Consider the following 18565-nt stretch of genomic DNA (forward strand, 5'->3'; position numbering starts at 1 on the left):
CCGTGCCGTGCGCATCGTGGAACTGCGCGCACGTTCGACGTGTTCAAGCACCGGTGACCGCTGATGCGGCCATCGGCCAGGTTCTAACCCTAGCTAAGATTCAAGGATTTCGCCGGTGGTCATGTTGATCGCCGGTGCTGTGGTTCCTGAGTCCTCGGTGGAACCCAGATGCTGGACCACGGCAGCTGCCAGCGCAGGGCCGATTCCCTTGGCAGAGGTAAGTTCCTCGACCGAGGCCGCTTTGATCTTTTTCAGCGAGCCGAAGTGCGCCACCAGGGCCTTGCGCTTGGCTTCACCCAGGCCCGGCACGCCGTCCAGGACGGACACCGTCATGGCCTTCCCTCGCTTCTGCCGATGGAAGGTGATGGCGAAGCGGTGTGCTTCGTCACGGATCCGTTGAAGCAGGTACAAGCCCTGCGAAGTCCTCGGCAGGATCACCGGGAAGTCGCTGTCCGGAAGCCATACTTCCTCCAGCCTCTTGGCCAGGCCCACCACGTAGACGTCGTCGATTCCCAGTTCATCCAGCGCACGCTTGGCGGCGTTGACCTGCGGCTGGCCGCCGTCCACCACTACCAGGTTGGGCGGATAGGCGAACTTGGCCTTGGGGGCAGGCATGGTGGGGTCCGACGGCGGCCCGTCGGCGCCGCTCTTGGCCCCGGCACGTGTGGGGTTGACGATTTCGCCCGAGACCACGGGCACCTGGGCAGCTTTGTCCGTCAGGTAGTGCCTGAACCGACGGGTCAGGACGTCGTGCATGGCCGCGGTATCGTCCGCTGCTGCCGCTCCCGTAATGGAGAACTTCCGGTAGTCGGCCTTTTTGGGCAGCCCGTCCTCCACTACCACCATGGAGGCCACAACATTGGTGCCCTGGACATGGGAGATATCGAAACATTCAATGCGCAGCAAGGGAACAGGGATCTCCAAGGCTTCCTGCAGCTCCTGGAGTGCCACTGACCGTACGGTGATGTCGCCTGCCCTGCGGGTTTTGTGCAGCTTGAGGGCCTGCTCCGCATTTTCGCGCACGGTGGACATCAAGGCGGCCTTGTCACCGCGCTGGGGCACGCGGATGTCCACTTTGGCCCCGCGCAGTCCGCCAAGCCACTGGGTAAGTTCGGCATGGTTGCTGGGCGTTTCCGGGACCAGGACTTCCCGGGGGATCCGGCCTTGGACCTCGCTGTCCTCGCCGTAGACCTGCTGCAGCAAGTGCTCGATCAACTCCGGAGTGGTGGCGTCCTCGACCTTTTCGACAACCCACCCGCGCTGCCCCCGGACCCGGCCGCCGCGGACGTGGAACACCTGTACGGAAGCCTCCAGTTCGTCGTCGTGGAGGGCGAAGACGTCAGCGTCGGTGTCTTCGGCAAGAACCACGGCGTTTCGCTCGAAGACTTTCCTGAGCGCGATGATGTCGTCCCTGAGGCCGGCAGCGCGCTCGTAGTCGAGCTCGGCGACGGCCGCTGCCATGTCCTTCTCCAAGCGGCCGATGAAGCGTTTCGCTTCACCGCCCATGAACGAACAGAAGTCTTCAGCAAGGTCCCGGTGTTCTTCGGCACTCACACGGCCAACGCAAGGGGCCGAGCATTTGTCGATGTAGCCGAGCAGGCATGGGCGCCCGCTGGATTCGGCACGCTTGAAGACACCCGCACTGCAGCTGCGCACGGGAAAGACCCTCAGCAAGGTGTCCATTGTTTCGCGGATGGCTCCGGCGGTGTACGGCCCAAAGTACCTGGTGCCCTTGCGCCGCTCGCCACGCATGACCTGCACCCGGGGGTACTTCTCCCCCATGGTGACCGCGAGGTAAGGGTAGGTTTTGTCGTCCCGGAAAACCACGTTGAAGCGCGGCTTGAATTCCTTGATCCAGGTGTACTCCAGCTGCAGCGATTCGAGCTCGCTGCCCACCATTGTCCATTCAACGCTGCTGGCAGCATGGACCATGGCATGGGTCTTGGGAAGAAGCCCTGCCGGATTGGCGAAGTACGAATTGAGCCTTGACCGCAGGTTCTTTGCTTTGCCCACGTAAATGACCCGGCCATGGGGGTCGCGGAACCGATAGACGCCTGGGGTGGTGGGAATCTCACCCGTTTGGGGCCGGTAACTTGCTGGATCTGCCACGTTTCCAGTCTAGTGAACCGAACGGACAGCCACGGCCACTTCACCGTCGCGGGCGCTCCTGCCTCCCCCGGCGGGCGCTCCTGCTAGTCGACGGATTTGCTCTGGTTGTAGCTTGCAGACCGGTCCTGGCCGCTGAGCAGGGCGATGGCATCCATGATTTTGTCGGTTACTTCACGTCGCGCCGGAAGCGAGTGGTCCGGACCCGTCTTATCAAAATAGAGTGGCTCGCCCACCTTCATGGTGAAGTGCTGCGGGCGCACCGCGTTCTTGTCCGCCGGTTGCAGTTTTTCCGTTCCGATTAGCCCCACGGGGATAACGGGAGCGCCGGTGGTCAGGGCAAGCCACCCCACGCCCGTGCGGCCGCGGTAGAGGATGCCGTCCCGGGACCGCGTGCCCTCGGGGTAAATTCCGATCCCCTTTCCCGACTCCAGGATGTCCAGCAGTGTCTTGAGCGCTTGCACGCTGGCCGCTTGCTCGCCGCGTTCAACCGGAATGGAACCCACGGCCTCGAAGAATGACTTCATGACGGCGCCTTTGACGCCTTTGGTGGTGAAGTACTCGGCCTTGGCAAAGAAAGCGACCGGACGTGGCATCAGGGCCTGGACAATAACGCTGTCAAGGAATGACAGATGATTGGGAGCCACAATAAAGGGACCGTCCTGGGGAACGTTTTCCAACCCAATGACAGTAGGCCGGCACGTGGAGGAGATCAGTCCACGGGTAGTCCACCGGATCGCATCAAAGACTGCCATCGTTTTGTACCTCGCTCAGGGCCGTCGCACGGACAGCGTCAAGTTCTTCAATTTTGGTCCGCAATTCAACTGCGGTGTGCACAACAGCCACGGCGCCGGCTTCTTCGAGTTCTCCGTCCGGAGCGAATCCCCAGGAAACCCCGATGCAGTCCAGGCCGTTCGCCATGGCTCCTGCAACGTCCTGGTGCCTGTCGCCGACCATCACCGCAGGTTGGGAGTCCAGGTCCGACAAGGCTGCGCCAACAATTTCGATTTTGCCCGATGCCGTATTTGCTTCCAGGGACTCGTTGTCCGCTGCCCCACGGATGGAGACGAAGAAATCGGCAATGTGATGGTGCTCGAGGACAAGCCGGGCAATGGACTGCGGCTTCTGCGTAGCAACGGCCACAGCGCGGCCGGACGCAGCGAAGTATTGGAGGAGTTCGTAAATACCGGGGTAAAGCTTGCTCTGCCCAATACCGGTTTCCCTGTAATGGCGCCGGTACCGCTCAATGGTCTCGTTGACCAGCGCTTCGGGAACGTGTGCCAAATGCAGCAAGGAGTCGCTGAGCTTGGGACCCACCATGGAATTGAGCACGGCCTGCTCCGGAACAGGAAGGTCCATTTCACGGAGGGCCGCAGAGATTCCTCCCGTGATACCGCCTGCGGGATCGACAAGGGTGCCGTCCAGATCGAATATTACGGGCACCGTTGTTTGAGTCACCGGGTTAGTTTCTCACGAGTAGCGGCATGCCTGAAACTCGCATGCCGCTACCGGAATACTTCTGGCGGCTAACCGAGAATTTCGGCCAGGAATGTCGCCGTGTGGCTGTCCTTGGATTTCGCAACCTGTTCGGGCGTTCCAGTGGCCACAATCTTTCCGCCGCCGGAACCACCGTTGGGCCCAAGGTCCACAATCCAGTCGGCCGACTTGATGACGTCCAGGTTGTGCTCGATGGTAATCACCGTGTTGCCTTTGTCCACCAGGCCCTGGAGCACCATGAGCAGCTTCCTGATGTCCTCAAAATGCAAACCCGTGGTGGGTTCGTCAAGGACATAGATGCTGCGACCGTTCGAGCGCTTCTGCAATTCAGCAGCAAGCTTCACCCGCTGGGCCTCGCCACCGGAAAGCGTGGTGGCCGGCTGTCCCAAACGCACATAGCCCAGTCCCACGTCCACCAAGGTCTTCAAATGGCGCGCAATCGGCGTGAAGGCCGCGAAGAACTCCGCACCCTCCTCAATGGGCATATTGAGGACATCGGCGATGGTCTTGCCCTTGTAATGGACTTCAAGGGTTTCCCGGTTATAGCGGGCTCCATGGCAGACCTCACAAGGAACGTAGACGTCCGGAAGGAAGTTCATCTCGATCTTCAACGTGCCGTCGCCTGAACAGGCCTCGCAGCGACCGCCCTTGACATTGAACGAGAAGCGGCCGGGCTGATACCCGCGCACCTTGGCTTCGGTGGTCTCGGCGAAGAGCTTGCGGATGTTGTCAAACACCCCCGTGTACGTTGCCGGGTTGGAACGGGGCGTGCGGCCAATGGGACTTTGATCAACGTGGACCACCTTGTCCAGATGTTCCAGTCCCGCCACGGTCCGGTGCCGCCCGGCCACTTGCTTGGCCCCGTTGAGCTTGTTGGCGAGGACCTTGTAGAGGATCTCGTTGACCAGCGTGGACTTGCCGGAGCCGCTGACGCCGGTTACCGCTGTAAAGAGCCCCAGCGGGAACGTGGCATCAACGTTGTCGAGGTTGTTCTCACGGGCACCAACAACTTTCAGCTCCCGCTTTTTGTCGTACTTTCGGCGCTTGGCGGGAACATCGATCTTCCGACGCCCCGAAAGGTAATCACCCGTGAGGGAATCGGTGTTCTCCAGCAGTTCCTTGTAGGTGCCCGAATGCACCACCTGGCCGCCGTGCTCACCGGCACCCGGTCCAATGTCCACCACCCAGTCAGCCTCGTGGATGGTGTCTTCGTCGTGCTCCACCACAATGAGGGTGTTGCCGAGGTCCCGGAGACGGGTGAGTGTCTCGATGAGTCGTCGGTTGTCGCGCTGGTGAAGGCCGATGGAGGGCTCGTCAAGAACATAGAGGACACCCACCAGGCCTGAGCCGATCTGTGTTGCCAGCCGGATGCGCTGGGCCTCTCCACCGGACAAGGTTCCCGAGGGACGTTCGAGGTTGAGGTATTCCAGTCCCACATCCAGGAGGAAGGTCAGGCGGGCCTGGATCTCCTTCAGCACCTGGTTGGCGATCTGTGCTTCCCTGTTGGTGAGGGTCAAGCTGCCCAGGAACTCAGCGCACTCCCGCATGGGCAAAGCCGCAACTGCGGCAATGGACTTGCCATTGATCAGCACTGACAAGGACGCCGGGTTCAAGCGCGCACCGTTGCACTCAGGGCAGGGGATCTGGCGCATGTACTCTTCGTACCGGTCACGGGCCCAATCGGAATCGGTTTCGCCGTGCTTGCGGTGGACGTACTGAATTGCACCCTCAAAGCCCGTGCTGTATTTGCGCTCACGGCCAAAGCGGTTCTTGTACTGGACAACAACTTTGTGGTCCTTGCCGTGCAATACGGTGTTCCGGACTTCCTTGGACAGCTTTTCCCAAGGAGTCTTCATGGAGAATCCGAGCTCGTGGGCCAAGCCCTCAAGCAGCCGGTTCCAGTATTCGGTAGTTGCCGTGCCAAGGGACCATGGGGCAATGGCGCCCTCACCCAAGGACAGCTCAGGGTTGGGGACGATGAGTTCCTCGTCCACCTCCAGCTTGGTGCCTATGCCGCTGCACGCCGAGCAAGCACCGAAGGGGTTGTTGAAGGAGAAGGAGCGCGGCTCGATCTCGTCGATCGCCAAAGGGTGCTCGTTGGGGCACGCCAGATTTTCGGAGAAAGCGCGAATGCGGCCGGGATCCCCGGCCTCGAGATCCACGAATTCAACAAGGACGCGGCCTTCAGCCAGGCCAAGAGCGGTTTCCACGGAGTCAGTGAGACGCTGGCTGATGTCGTCCTTGACCACCAGGCGGTCAACCACCACCTCAATGGTGTGCTTGAACTGCTTGCCCAGCTTGGGTGGATCGCTCAATTGAACGAGGTCGCCGTCCACGCGGGCACGCGAATACCCCTTGGCGGTCAACTCCTTGAAGAGATCAACGAACTCGCCCTTGCGTCCACGGACCACGGGAGCGAGGACCTGGAAGCGCGTGCCCGTCTCAAGCTCCAGGAGCTGGTCCACGATCTGCTGGGGCGTCTGCCGTGCGATGGGTTCCCCGCAAACAGGGCAGTGAGGGCGGCCCACGCGGGCCCAGAGCAACCGCATGTAGTCATAGATCTCCGTGATGGTGCCCACCGTGGAGCGCGGGTTCTTGCTGGTGGACTTCTGGTCGATGGAGACCGCAGGCGACAGGCCTTCGATGAAGTCGACATCAGGCTTGTCAACCTGGCCAAGGAACTGGCGGGCGTACGCCGAGAGTGATTCGACGTAGCGTCGCTGCCCTTCGGCAAAGATGGTGTCAAAGGCCAGTGAGGACTTCCCGGAGCCTGAGAGCCCTGTGAAGACGATCATGGCATCACGGGGAAGGTCGAGGTCCACGTTGCGCAGATTGTGTTCCCGGGCACCCTTGACCACGAGCCGCGAAAGGTCGGGCCTCGCGGGTTTGGTATCAGGAACGACGGGAACGCTGTTGGCGGATTCGATGGCGGTATCTTCAGCTAAGGCTTTGGGCACTCACCAATGCTAATCGAAAACTTCTTCGAATTTCCATGTCGTGCCTCACATGCTACTGATCGGTATCAATCAGCGTCGTATGCTGCGGCTAAAAGCTGGACGGCCTCGGCGAACGAAGCGCCCTGGGCTTTGGCAGCAGCGGCGTACTGCCCCGCTACCTCGGCCAGGGCTCCCCAGCGATCGTCCCGGGCGCAGACCACCGTGCCGTTACGGCCCCGGGTTGCCACGACGCCCGCGGCCTCGAGTTCTTTATAGGCCCGCGCCACGGTGTGCGGCGCGACATCCAGCACACCGGCCAGGTTGCGCACAGGTGGCAGCTTGGCCCCCACCGCAAGGACACCCGAGTCTGCAAGTTCAATGATCCGCAGCCGCAACTGTTCAAAGAGGGCGACGGCGCTGGTGGTGTTGGGGCGCCAGCTGCCGGGAAATTCGCCTGAGGGAGTCACGAGGAGCTCCGCCCGGGTGCCGGAAGGAGGCGGGGCATCTGTTCTTCGAAGCGTCCTTGGTCCATGCCGAGAATTAGACCAGCGACGACGACACTGGACAAGCCATGACGTAAGCCATGACTAAAGCTGCAACCGTATCCGCGCCGTGGCAGGCTGCCCAGGCAGTGGCCCGGGAAGATCGCACCCTTCCGGCGCGGGGCGTGCAACGCCATCACGGGTTCTTCCGTGCCACGGCAAAAATGCGCCGGAACGGATAGACGGTTCCGTGGCGTGTGGCTGGATAGGCCTCGCGCAGCATCGCGGCGTACTCCGTCTCGAAGACGGCGGCTTCTTCGCCGGATAATGCCGCCAGCACGGGCCGGAGCCCGGTCCCGCGGACCCACTCCAAGACCGGGTCTGCGCCGGGCAGCACTTGCTGGTAGGTGGTCTCCCAGGCGTCAGCCGAGCATCCGGCGTCGAGCATTCTTTCCAAGTAGTCCGCAGGGCTGCCTACGGCGCCCTCATGCCGGAGGACTCCGCCGAGCTTGTCTGCCCACCGGGGTGTTTCAGCCAGTTGCCGCATCAACGTGTGGGAGGGGGACGTGAAATTTCCCGGAACCTGCAAGGCAAACCATGCCCCTGGCTTCAACGCATCCAGCCAGCCGGCCAGCATGTCCATATGGCCCGGCACCCACTGCAAGGCTGCATTGGTGACAACCACATCCGTATCAGCTTCGGGTTGCCACTGGGCGATGTCGCCCTGCATGAATTCCAGGTTGTTGAACCGTTGCCTCAGTTGGCGCGCTTTGCCGAGCATCTCCGCCGAAGAGTCGACGCCCACAACATGGGCGTCCGGCCAGCGTTCGGTGAGCGTGGCCGTCAGGTTCCCAGGCCCGCAGCCCAGGTCCACCACCCTCTGCGGCGCAGAGGACTGGACCCTCGCGACGAGGTCGTGGAACGGACGGTCCCGATGGTTTCCAAACTCCACATACTTGGACGGATCCCACTTCATCAAAGCCTCCTCGCATCTGCCACCTCTGCTGGGGCGAGCCTAAACCGTCCGGGCACTAAGCTGGAAACCAATGAAACTTCTTGAGCAGCTTCCCGGTTCCAGCGCAGACGGTCCCCTGGACCCGGACGAAATCTACACACGGTTCGTGGAGTGGACCGGGAGCCGCGGCCTGGAGCTGTACCCCGCCCAGGACGAAGCGATCATGGAGCTTGCCTCCGGAGCGAACGTCATCCTGGCCACCCCCACTGGTTCGGGAAAGTCGCTGGTTGCCATTGCAGCGCATTTCGAAGCAATGGCACGGGGCCAGCGGAGCTACTACACGGCCCCGATCAAGGCGCTGGTGTCCGAGAAGTTCTTCGCCCTCTGTGACATTTTTGGTGCGGAAAACGTGGGGATGATTACCGGTGATTCCGGTGTCAACCAAGACGCCCCCATCATCTGCTGCACCGCTGAAATCCTCGCCAACATCGCCCTGCGTGAAGGCTCAATGGCGGAGCTTGGCTCGGTGGTGATGGACGAGTTCCACTTTTACTCGGACCCGCAGCGCGGCTGGGCATGGCAGGTTCCCTTGCTGGAACTCCCCCAGGCGCAATTCCTCTTGATGTCCGCGACACTGGGCGACGTCACGCGTTTCGAAACCGGCCTGACGGAGCTGACCGGCCGGCCCACCACCACGGTGAGCTCTGCGGAACGACCCATTCCGCTGCACTACTACTACCACCTGACACCGGTCCACGAGAGCCTGGAAGAACTGCTGTCCACTAAACAGGTCCCGGTGTACGTGGTTCATTTCAGCCAGGCCGAGGCCATTGAGCGGGCCCAGAACCTTATGAGCATCAACATGTGCAGCCGTGCTGAAAAGGACCGGATTGCTGAGCTCATTGCTGGTTTCCGGTTCGCCGCAGGCTTCGGAAAGACCCTCAACAGGCTGGTCCGCCACGGCATCGGGGTGCACCACGCAGGCATGCTCCCCAAATACCGGCGCTTGGTGGAACAACTGGCCCAGGCCGGGCTGCTGAAAGTCATTTGCGGTACGGACACCTTGGGAGTGGGCATCAACGTGCCCATCCGGACAGTGCTGTTGACTGCTTTGAGCAAGTACGACGGCGTACGCACCAGGTCGCTTAACTCACGTGAGTTCCACCAGATTGCCGGACGGGCCGGACGTGCCGGATACGACACCGCCGGAACAGTGGTGGTGCAGGCTCCTGAGCATGTGGTGGAAAACACGAAGGCCATGGCCAAGGCGACGGCAAAGTTTGGTGATGACCAGAAGAAATTGCGCCAGGTGGTGAAGAAGAAGCCTCCGGAGGGATTCGTTTCCTGGGGCGAGCCTACGTTCAAGCGGCTGGTGGAATCCGTTCCCGAGCCACTGACCTCCAGTTTCACGGTGACGCATGCGATGCTCCTGAACCTCATGGAACGCCCTGGTGATCCGTTCCAGGCAACCCGCCGATTGCTCAGCGAGAACCACGAGAGCCGTCCGGCCCAGCTCAAGCTCATGAAGAAGGCCCTGGGCATTTACCGTGAGCTGCTGGCCGCGGGAGTGGTTGAACGTATCCCGGAGGAGGAGCAGGAAGCCGAGGGCCGTTCCGTGCGCCTCACGGTGCACCTCCAGGCGAATTTCGCCCTGAATCAGCCGCTCTCCCCCTTCGCCTTGGCCGCCTTGGAGTTGCTGGATCCCGAGTCGCCGTCCTACGCGCTGGACGTGGTATCCGTCATCGAGTCAACGCTGGAAAAGCCCCGCCAGATCCTTTCAGCGCAGCAGAAGAAGGCGCGCGGCGAGGCGGTTGCAGCGATGAAAGCCGACGGAATTGAGTACGACCAGCGGATGGCCATGCTCGATGAAGTCACCTACCCCATGCCCTTGGCGGAGATTCTGGGCGAGGCCTTTGAGGTCTACCGCAAAGCTGCCCCGTGGGTTGGCGACTTCGAACTGGCTCCGAAATCGATCATCCGGGACATGTATGAACGTGCCATGAACTTTGGTGAGTTCGTGCAGTTCTATGGCTTGGCCCGCTCGGAGGGTATCGTCCTGCGTTACCTGGCGGACGGGTTCCGCGCACTGCGCCAGACGGTTCCCCAGGATTTGCTGCGTGATGACCTGGAAGACCTGATTGCCTGGCTGGGCGAACTGGTCCGCCAGGTCGATTCCAGCCTGCTGGATGAGTGGGAAGAGCTGACCTCGGGGCTCGCCCCCACACCCCATGACGCTCCCCCGCCACCGCCGCCGCTCCTGACCTCCAACATCCGTGCCTTCCGGGTGATGGTCCGGAACGAAATGTTCCGAAGGGTTGAGCTTTTCGCGGACGAGGACTCCGCGGCGTTGGGGGAACTCGACGGTGACGCAGGTTGGGAAGCCGGGCGCTGGGAAGAGGCCCTTGATGACTACTTCGACGAACACGACGACATTGGCACTGGCCCGGACGCCCGTGGACCAGGACTGCTCATCATCACCGAAGAACCGGGCACCTGGAAGGTCCGGCAAATCTTCGGCGATCCCGCCGGGAACCATGATTGGGGAATCTCCGCCGAGGTGGACTTGGCGGCTTCTGACGAGACCGGTACCGCAGTGGTCCGGGTGACAAACGTCAACAGGCTGTAGGTTTGCCGCCGTGGAACCTGTTCCGGACCTGACCGCCAGCCTTCGGCACCTGGAATCCTTCAGCGCGGCAGAACCTGCTGCCGTCCCCGGTCCGCGCCGATGGTGGGGCGGCAGCCTGGACGTCGAAGGGCTGGCTATGGGGTCGGTCCAGGCCGCAGCCGCGGCGCTGGAATCATTGACGGGTTCCCCCGGCCGGTACTCGATGTCAGCAAAGCTGACGGCCGCTTCGTTTGATTCATTGGGGTACCTTCGGATCTCGGGCCGGAAGGCGCAGGGATTTGTCCCGATGTCCGGATTCCGGCCCACCGGGGACGGCTGGATCCGCCTGCACGCCAACTACCCCCATCACGCGGAGCGTTTGATGAAGGCACTGAGGGCCGCTACGCCTGATGACCTGGACAGGGTCCTGCTTTCCATGTCGGCCCTGGAGGCAGAGGAGGCTGTCACCTCGGCGGAAGGTGTGGCTGCAGCCGTCCGCTCAAGGGCAGAGTGGAAAGCCACGGCCATGCACCCGGCGGCAAGCTTCGGTCCTTGGATCCGGTTCAGCCGTCCATCGGCGTCGGGCGAAAGTCCACGGCCGTCGTCGTGGATTCCCTCAAAGCAAGCAACCCGGCCTCTGGCCGGACTCAGAGTGCTTGACCTGACGCGTGTTATAGCCGGCCCCACGGCCACCCGTTTGCTGGGCGCCCTGGGTGCCGATGTCCTGCGGATCGATCCGCCCCACCTTCCTGAGCTCACGGATGCCTTTGTTGACTCCGGCTTTGATAAGCGCAGCGCCGTAGCTGACCTCAAAGATCCAGCGGTCCTGGAGCGGGTCCGCGGCTTGCTCGCCACCGCCGACGTCGTGGTGACCGGCTACCGCCAGGGCGGGCTGGATGGGTCCGGTTTCAGCCCTGAGGGGATGCTGGCGGCCAAGCCCGATCTCGTGGCAGTGACATTGAGCGCCTGGGGCACCACGGGACCGTGGAGCGGGCGGCGGGGCTTCGACAGTCTGGTCCAGGCCGCCTGCGGGATCGCGGAGCAGTCCGGAAGCGACGACGGCGGGTGGAGGCCAGGAGCGCTGCCTGTCCAAGCGCTGGATCACGCGACGGGATATGGAATCGTCGCCGCTGTGCTGGCTCTTCTGTCGGAACGCCTCCGCACCGGATTGGGAGGAGCTGCGCATCTTTCCCTGGCCCGCACCGCGGAGGAACTCTTCCGTCTGCCGCCGCCCGGCTCCGAAATCCCTGCCCGTTCACTTGCCGTCCCTGACCTGCACGTGGCGGAAAGCCCCTATGGTCCGCTGCACTTTGCAGGACCGCCCTTGACCGTTGACGGCGTGCCACTTCAGTACAGGAGAACTCCGGTGCAGTACGGAACTTCGGCGCTGGCCTGGCAGTAGCTGAAACCTTGCAGCGGCCGGCAGGGCTCCCCTAGTAAGCTCAAAGCCATGAGTGAAATCCGCCCAGCCACTGTTGACGACGTCCCTGCCATCCTCCGGATGATCCATGACCTTGCGATCTACGAGAAGGAACCGGACGCCGTTAAGAACACCCCGGCCATGCTCACCGAAGTACTCTTCGGCGAGAACCCCCGCGTTTTTGCCACCATCGCAGAAAACAGCGCCGGTACAGTCCAGGGCTTCGCCCTCTGGTTCCTGAACTATTCCACCTGGGAAGGCGTTCACGGCATCTACCTCGAAGACCTCTACGTGGTTCCCGACGCCCGTGGCGAGGGCCACGGCAAGGCATTGCTGCAGTATCTGGCGGCCACCGCCGTCGAACGTGGCTATGCCCGCGTGGAATGGAGTGTCCTTGACTGGAACGAACCCTCCATTAACTTCTACAAGAACCTGGGCGCTTTCCCGATGGATGAATGGTCCACCTTCCGACTGACCGGGGAGGCACTCGAGGCCTTCGGCACGAAAACCGGCCAGGCCGACGGGGCACTTGCCCGTGGCTGAGCAGATCGACGTCAGGCAGGCGCACGGGCAGGCTGTCGGGATGCACAGGGTTTCCGCCCGTCATGAGTTCCGTGGCCTGCGGACCACCGAGCATTACTTCACTGTTCCCCTGGTGCACGTACCCGGGGAACCGGCCAACGCGGGCGAGACCATCACAGTCTTTGCCAGGGAGTACTCATCCACCGGGCACACGGCTGCGGAAGCCGAAAAATTGCCGTGGTTGCTGTTTCTTCAAGGAGGTCCGGGCGGCCGTGGCAACAGGGTCACCTCGTTGTCGGGCTGGATGAAGGCGGCCGCGAAGGACTTCCGGATCCTGATGCTCGACCAACGGGGCACGGGATTGTCCACGCCCGTCGAACACAAGTCACTTGAACTCCGTGGCGACGCCGCGGCGCAAGCCGAATATTTGACGCACTTCCGCGCCGATTCGATCATCGCTGACTGCGAACTGATCAGGGGCGTACTGGGCTCCGGCCCGTGGTCAGTACTGGGCCAGAGTTTTGGTGGATTCTGCGCGCTGACCTATTTGTCTTTCGCTCCGGAGGGGCTTCGCGAGGTCCTCATCACGGGCGGCCTGGCTCCCCTGCACGGTCCTGCGGACCGGGTGTACCACGCCACGTTCGGCCGTGTTGCTGCGCGCAATGCCGAGTACTTCTCCTGGTACCCGGAAGACCGGGACATGGTCACCCGGATCGCCCGGCACCTGGACAGCCAGGACGAGTTCCTCGCCAGCGGCGAAAAGCTCACGGCCGCCCGGTTCCAGATGGTCGGGTCATTCCTCGGCGGCAACACCCGCGTGGATGCCCTCCACTACCTCCTGGAGGACGCCTTCATAGACACTCCGTCCGGGCCACGCCTGTCCGAAGCATTCCTTGAACAAGTGCGCGGCCTCGTCAGCCGCGCCGCCAATCCGCTCTACGCCGTACTGCATGAGTCCATCTACGCGCAGGGCCAGGCCACCAACTGGGCCGCGTGGCGGGTGCTGGAGGACCATCCGGGCTTCAAGCCCGACGCCACTGAGCCGTTGCTCACCGGTGAAATGGTCTACCCGTGGTATTTCGACCAGGATCCTGCCTTGGTGCCGCTGCGGGAAGTGGCCGAACAGTTGGCCGCCAAGATGGACTGGAAGCCCTTGTACGACCCCGAGCGGCTGGCTGCAAACACTGTGCCCGTGGCGGCCGCTGTGTACAAGGATGATATTTACGTCGACCACGATCTGTCGCTTGAAACGGCAGCTGCAGTCCGCGGACTCCAACCGTGGGTTACCGCGGACTTCCATCACGACGGCATCGGCGAAGACGGCGAGGGAATCTTTGCCCGTCTCCTGGGGATGGTCCGGGCTGTCCGCTAGGCCGACGGCTGAATGTCCGGCCCGGCTGAAGCCGGTGTCTTCCGTGCGGTCATAACCAGCGTCAAGGCAAGCACCAGTGCCGCCAGGATGCTGGAGGCAAGGTTCAACCCCTGGTAGCCGATCCACGCGAGCAGTAGACCGGAGGTGGCGCCGCCGATTGCACCGGCGCCACCCATGAGGGTGTCCGAGACACCCTGGACGGTCACGCGGGAATCGGGAGCCACGCTTTCAGCCAGCAATGTTGAACCCGCGATGGTTGCCGCAGACCAGCCCAGGCCAAGCAGGACCAGCCCGGCAGTGACGAGTCCGGGCTCGTCCTGGCCAAACCCGGCAATGAACACAGCAACCAGCAGCAAACCATGGCCCATGGCGATGGTCTGCAGGCGGCCGGCTTTGTCGGTCAGCCAGCCCCACAGGGGCGAGAGGGCGAACATCCCCGCGATGTGGAGCGAAATCGTGAGCCCGATGACCACCAAGGCATCGGCGCTCCCGGTTGCTCCGCCATGGTGGCCCGCGTGGGAACCGCCCACCAGCTGCTGAAGATGCAGCGGTGTCATGGACATGACGGCCACCATGACCCCGTGCGCCGCCACTACGGCCGCCAAAGACAGCATTGCCAACGGAGATTGCCGCACGGCCCGCAGGCCCGAACGGATGGTACCCCTCACGGCAGGACCTCCCGTTCCGGTGTTGCCGGCTGCCAGCTTCCGGGACAACAACAGCGGATCAGGGCGCAGTCCCACGAACAGCAAGATGGAAGCCAGGAGCAGGCCGGCGGCTGAAAACAGGAACGGACCGGCAATCGGCGGCAGGCCAAGGGCCGCCCCAACCACTGCCCCGGGCTGGATCAGGTTGGGCCCGGCGACAGCGCCGATGGTGATCGCCCAGACCACAGTGGACAGCGACCGCCCACGGTGCTCGGGTTCAGCGAGGTCGACGGCGGCGAATCTCGCCTGCAGGTTCGCGGCCGTGCCGAGGCCCAGGAACGCTGCACCCAGCAGAAGCAACAAGAAGGACTGGGCCACCACGGAAGCAATGATCAGCAGCGCCCCCATCATCGCTGCCATCAATCCGGTCACCAGGCCTGTGCGGCGTCCGCGGGTTTCCGCCAGCCGCGCAAGGGGCAAGGCCGCGATCGCAGCAGCCAACGTCAGCACTGTGGTGATGGAACCCGCCCACGCTTCTGAACCTGACAGGTCAACTGCCAGCAGGGAACCGATGGAAAGCGTGGCTCCGTTGCCGACCCCACTAAGAAGCTGTGCAGAACTGAGCAGGAAAACAGTACGGCGCTGGACCCTTTGTGGGTCCAGCGCCGTAGTTGAAGTGGTAGTCACTTCACGAGACTACAACTTTCCGGGGAGAGTTAGTCTGCCTCGCTCATGCTCTTTTTGGCATCCTCTTCCAGCCGGGCATCCAACTTGGCCTGCCGTGCCTGTGGGCTCAGGAGGCTGGCCACAACGGCCACGATGATGGTGCCCACAATGACCGCCAGAGAGACGTAGGTGGGAATCTCGGGAGCCCACTCGATGTGGTGGCCACCGTTGATGAACGGAAGCTCGTTGACGTGCATGGCGTGCAGGACCAGCTTGACGCCGATGAAGGCCAGGATCACGGACAGGGCGTGCTTCAGGTAGACCAGGCGTGTCATGAGTCCACCGAGGAGGAAGTACAGCTGGCGGAGGCCCATGAGCGCGAAGATGTTCGCTGTGAAGACGATAAATGCGCTCTGGGTCAGGCCGAAGATCGCGGGGATGGAGTCCACTGCGAACAGGAGGTCAGTCAGGCCGATGGTCACGAAGACGATCAGCATGGGGGTGAAGACCTTCTTGCCGTCAACCACGGTGCGCAACTTGCCGCCGTCGAACTTGTCGGACATCGGAAGGACCTTGCGAAGGCGGGCGATCAGGGGGTTCTCAGCGCCCTCTTCTTCGTCTTCGCCGGAATCCTTGGCTTGCTTCCAGGCGGTCCACAGAAGGAAAGCGCCAAAGATGTAGAAGACCCAGCTGAACTGTTCGATGACCACAGCGCCGAGGGCGATGAAGATACCGCGAAGGATCAGGGCGATGATGATGCCAACCATCAGCACTTCCTGCTGGTACTTACGGGGCACCGAGAAGCGGGCCATGATGATGATGAAGACAAAGAGGTTGTCGATGCTCAGGCTGTACTCAGTGACCCAGCCGGCGACGAATTGTCCGCCGTACTCCGGGCCGGCAAAGAAGAACATGGCCACGGCGAACAGCAGGGCCAGGCCGACGTAGAAGCCGACCCACAGGCCGGCTTCCTTCATGGAAGGTTCGTGGGGACGCTTGACGACCAACAGGAGGTCAATCAGCAAAATGATTCCGAGAACGACAAAGGAGCCGATCTCAAACCAGACGGGAAGCTGCATTAAAGGTGCCTTTCGCAGGGTACGGGAAAGCGGTGTAAGTCTCTCCGGCCTGCCAGGGTGCGGTGAATGCAGAAATTGGCGGCCCGCTAGGTCCGGCGAGGCATCTGTGCCTTGCGTGCTGACGGACATAGCGCTTGGGATACTCCCCTACGTGACCACAACTTTACCTTAGGCGTGCCCTGCGGACTGCATCTGGCGTAATTCGCGCTTCAACTCCTTGACTTCGTCACGGATGCGGGCCGCCACTTCGAACTGCAATTCAGCTGCCGCCCCGTGCATTTGTTCTGTCAGTTGCTCAATAAGTCCCACCAGGTCCTCCGCGGGAGCCGCGGCCAGGCCGTCCTGTCGAACAGTGGCAGCACCCTTGGCAGCGGACTTGCCGCGTTTGCCGCCCTTGGCCAGCCGGTTGTTGTTCAGCAGCTCCTGGGTGTCTGCGTCTTCCTTGGCCAGCTGGTCCGTAATGTCGGCGATCTTCTTGCGCAGTGGCTGGGGATCAATGCCGTGGTCTGTGTTGTATTGCACCTGGATGGCACGGCGCCTGTTGGTTTCCTCAATGGCATGGGCCATCGAGTCGGTAATCCGGTCAGCGTACATGTGGACCTGGCCGGAGACGTTGCGTGCTGCGCGGCCAATGGTCTGGATCAGGGACGTGGAGGACCGCAGGAAGCCTTCCTTGTCGGCGTCGAGGATACTGACGAGGGAAACCTCAGGGAGGTCCAGGCCTTCACGGAGAAGGTTGATACCAACCAGGACATCAAAGACACCCATTCTCAGTTCACGGAGCAACTCCACGCGCCGGAGGGTGTCGACATCGGAGTGGAGGTACTCCACCTTGACGCCGTGGCCCACCAGGTAGTCGGTGAGGTCTTCGGCCATGCGCTTGGTCAGGGTGGTCACCAGGACGCGCTCATTCTTTTCCGTGCGCGTCCTGATCTCGCCCAGGAGGTCGTCAATCTGGCCTTTGGTGGGCTTGACCACCACTTCGGGGTCGATCAGGCCGGTGGGGCGGATGATCTGCTGCACGTAGCCATCGGCCTTGCCCAGCTCGTATTTACCCGGTGTTGCCGAGAGGTAGACGGTTTGGCCGATGCGTTCCAGGAACTCATCCCACTTCAGCGGCCGGTTGTCCATCGCCGACGGTAGGCGGAAGCCAAAGTCCACGAGATTCCGCTTGCGGGACATATCGCCTTCGTACATCGCGCCGATTTGCGGGATGGTGACATGCGATTCATCGACTACCAGCAGGAAATCGTCCGGGAAGTAGTCAATCAGGCAGTGCGGTGCTGTCCCGGGGTTCCGCCCGTCGATGTGGACGGAGTAGTTCTCGATGCCGTTGCAGAAGCCCATCTGCTGCATCATTTCGAGATCGTAGGTGGTCCGCATCCGCAGGCGCTGCGCCTCCACCAATTTGTTCTGGCTTTCCAGCACCTTCAAGCGGTCTGCCAGTTCGTCTTCAATGCGCTTGATGGCACGGGCCATGCGCTCGGGACCGGCAACGTAGTGCGACGCCGGGAAAACGTACATTTCCTCTTCGTCACGGAGGACTTCGCCGGTGAGGGGGTGGAGGGTCTGGATGTTCTCGATTTCATCACCGAAGAATTCGATCCTGATGGCCAGTTCCTCATACATGGGAATGATCTCCACGGTGTCGCCGCGGACCCGGAACGTTCCCCGGTGGAAGTCCATGTCGTTGCGGGCGTACTGCATGGAGACGAACTTCCGCAGGAGGTGGTCGCGGTTCATCTCCGCGCCCTTGCGGAGCGTCACCATGCCGGCAATGTACTCTTCCGGCGTACCCAAGCCGTAAATGCAGGAGACCGTGGCCACCACAATGACGTCGCGGCGGGTCAACAACGCGTTGGTGGCTGAGTGCCGGAGCCGCTCGACTTCCTCGTTGATGGAGGAATCCTTCTCAATGAAGGTATCTGTCTGCGCTACGTATGCCTCTGGCTGGTAGTAGTCGTAGTACGAGACGAAGTACTCCACCGCATTGTTGGGCAGAAGCTCACGGAATTCGTTGGCAAGCTGCGCGGCAAGGGTCTTGTTCTGAACCATCACCAGGGTGGGTCGCTGGACCTGCTCGATCAGCCACGCAGTGGTGGCGCTCTTACCCGTACCAGTGGCACCGAGGAGGACGACGTCCTTTTCCCCGTTGTTGATCCGTTCAGTCAGCTCTGCAATGGCAGTAGGCTGATCGCCGGCAGGCTTGAACTCGCTGATGACTTCGAACGGCGCGACGACACGATTGATCTCCTGGGCAAGGCTCATACATCAAATC

Annotated in this window: 13 protein-coding genes; 4 read left to right on the forward strand and 9 right to left on the reverse strand. The window is 62.2% G+C overall.

The features are described 5' to 3' along the window. Window positions 1-93: 93 nt before the first annotated feature. The 6 genes from uvrC to AC6JA3_RS10895 form a co-directional block, all read right to left on the reverse strand. A complete protein-coding gene (gene uvrC, locus AC6JA3_RS10870; protein ID WP_347783383.1) occupies window positions 94-2109 on the reverse strand; it encodes an excinuclease ABC subunit UvrC in 2016 nt (671 codons plus the stop codon). 83 nt (window positions 2110-2192) lie between these two features. Further along, window positions 2193-2861: a lysophospholipid acyltransferase family protein gene (locus AC6JA3_RS10875; protein WP_026546771.1), complete on the reverse strand. Its 669-nt coding sequence runs from the start codon at window positions 2859-2861 to the stop codon at window positions 2193-2195. After that, the gene (locus AC6JA3_RS10880) at window positions 2848-3564 is read right to left on the reverse strand and encodes an HAD hydrolase-like protein (protein ID WP_497920127.1); all 717 of its coding nucleotides are present in this window, start codon (window positions 3562-3564) and stop codon (window positions 2848-2850) included. Before AC6JA3_RS10880 ends, AC6JA3_RS10875 begins: the two co-directional genes overlap by 14 nt. Window positions 3565-3632: 68 nt before the next feature. Beyond that, window positions 3633-6560: an excinuclease ABC subunit UvrA gene (uvrA, locus tag AC6JA3_RS10885; RefSeq protein WP_026546769.1), complete on the reverse strand. Its 2928-nt coding sequence runs from the start codon at window positions 6558-6560 to the stop codon at window positions 3633-3635. 65 nt (window positions 6561-6625) lie between these two features. Then, window positions 6626-7006, reverse strand: coding sequence for a GntR family transcriptional regulator (locus AC6JA3_RS10890; RefSeq protein ID WP_026540615.1), 381 nt, complete (start codon window positions 7004-7006; stop codon window positions 6626-6628). Window positions 7007-7217: 211 nt separating this feature from the next. After that, window positions 7218-7997, reverse strand: a complete 780-nt coding sequence (locus tag AC6JA3_RS10895; protein ID WP_347783385.1) for a trans-aconitate 2-methyltransferase — start codon at window positions 7995-7997, stop codon at window positions 7218-7220. A gap of 70 nt (window positions 7998-8067) precedes the next feature. On the opposite strand from AC6JA3_RS10895, the gene AC6JA3_RS10900 reads away from it, so the two are divergent. Genes AC6JA3_RS10900 through AC6JA3_RS10915 form a run of 4 tightly spaced genes read left to right on the forward strand, consistent with a single transcriptional unit; the run spans window position 8068 to window position 13895 of the window. Further along, entirely contained in the window at window positions 8068-10602 is a 2535-nt protein-coding gene (locus tag AC6JA3_RS10900) for a DEAD/DEAH box helicase (RefSeq protein WP_347783386.1), read from the forward strand. Between the two features lie 10 nt (window positions 10603-10612). Then, window positions 10613-11983, forward strand: coding sequence for a CoA transferase (locus AC6JA3_RS10905; protein ID WP_347783387.1), 1371 nt, complete (start codon window positions 10613-10615; stop codon window positions 11981-11983). 48 nt (window positions 11984-12031) lie between these two features. Next, window positions 12032-12544, forward strand: a complete 513-nt coding sequence (locus AC6JA3_RS10910) for a GNAT family N-acetyltransferase (protein WP_026546765.1) — start codon at window positions 12032-12034, stop codon at window positions 12542-12544. A gap of 40 nt (window positions 12545-12584) precedes the next feature. Further along, entirely contained in the window at window positions 12585-13895 is a 1311-nt protein-coding gene (locus AC6JA3_RS10915; RefSeq protein ID WP_347783657.1) for an alpha/beta fold hydrolase, read from the forward strand. On the opposite strand, the gene AC6JA3_RS10920 is transcribed toward AC6JA3_RS10915, so the two are convergent. From AC6JA3_RS10920 to uvrB, 3 genes are all read right to left on the reverse strand, one after another. Further along, window positions 13892-15229, reverse strand: a complete 1338-nt coding sequence (locus AC6JA3_RS10920) for an MFS transporter (RefSeq protein ID WP_347783388.1) — start codon at window positions 15227-15229, stop codon at window positions 13892-13894. The genes AC6JA3_RS10915 and AC6JA3_RS10920 overlap by 4 nt on opposite strands. Before the next feature lie 29 nt (window positions 15230-15258). Beyond that, window positions 15259-16287 (reverse strand): TerC family protein, encoded by a 1029-nt coding sequence (locus tag AC6JA3_RS10925; protein ID WP_026546762.1) that lies wholly within the window; start codon window positions 16285-16287, stop codon window positions 15259-15261. Window positions 16288-16455: 168 nt separating this feature from the next. After that, window positions 16456-18555, reverse strand: a complete 2100-nt coding sequence (uvrB, locus tag AC6JA3_RS10930; protein ID WP_026540607.1) for an excinuclease ABC subunit UvrB — start codon at window positions 18553-18555, stop codon at window positions 16456-16458. Between the last annotated feature and the right edge of the window lie 10 nt (window positions 18556-18565).

This window comes from Arthrobacter sp. TmtSoilC79, from assembly GCF_059739405.1.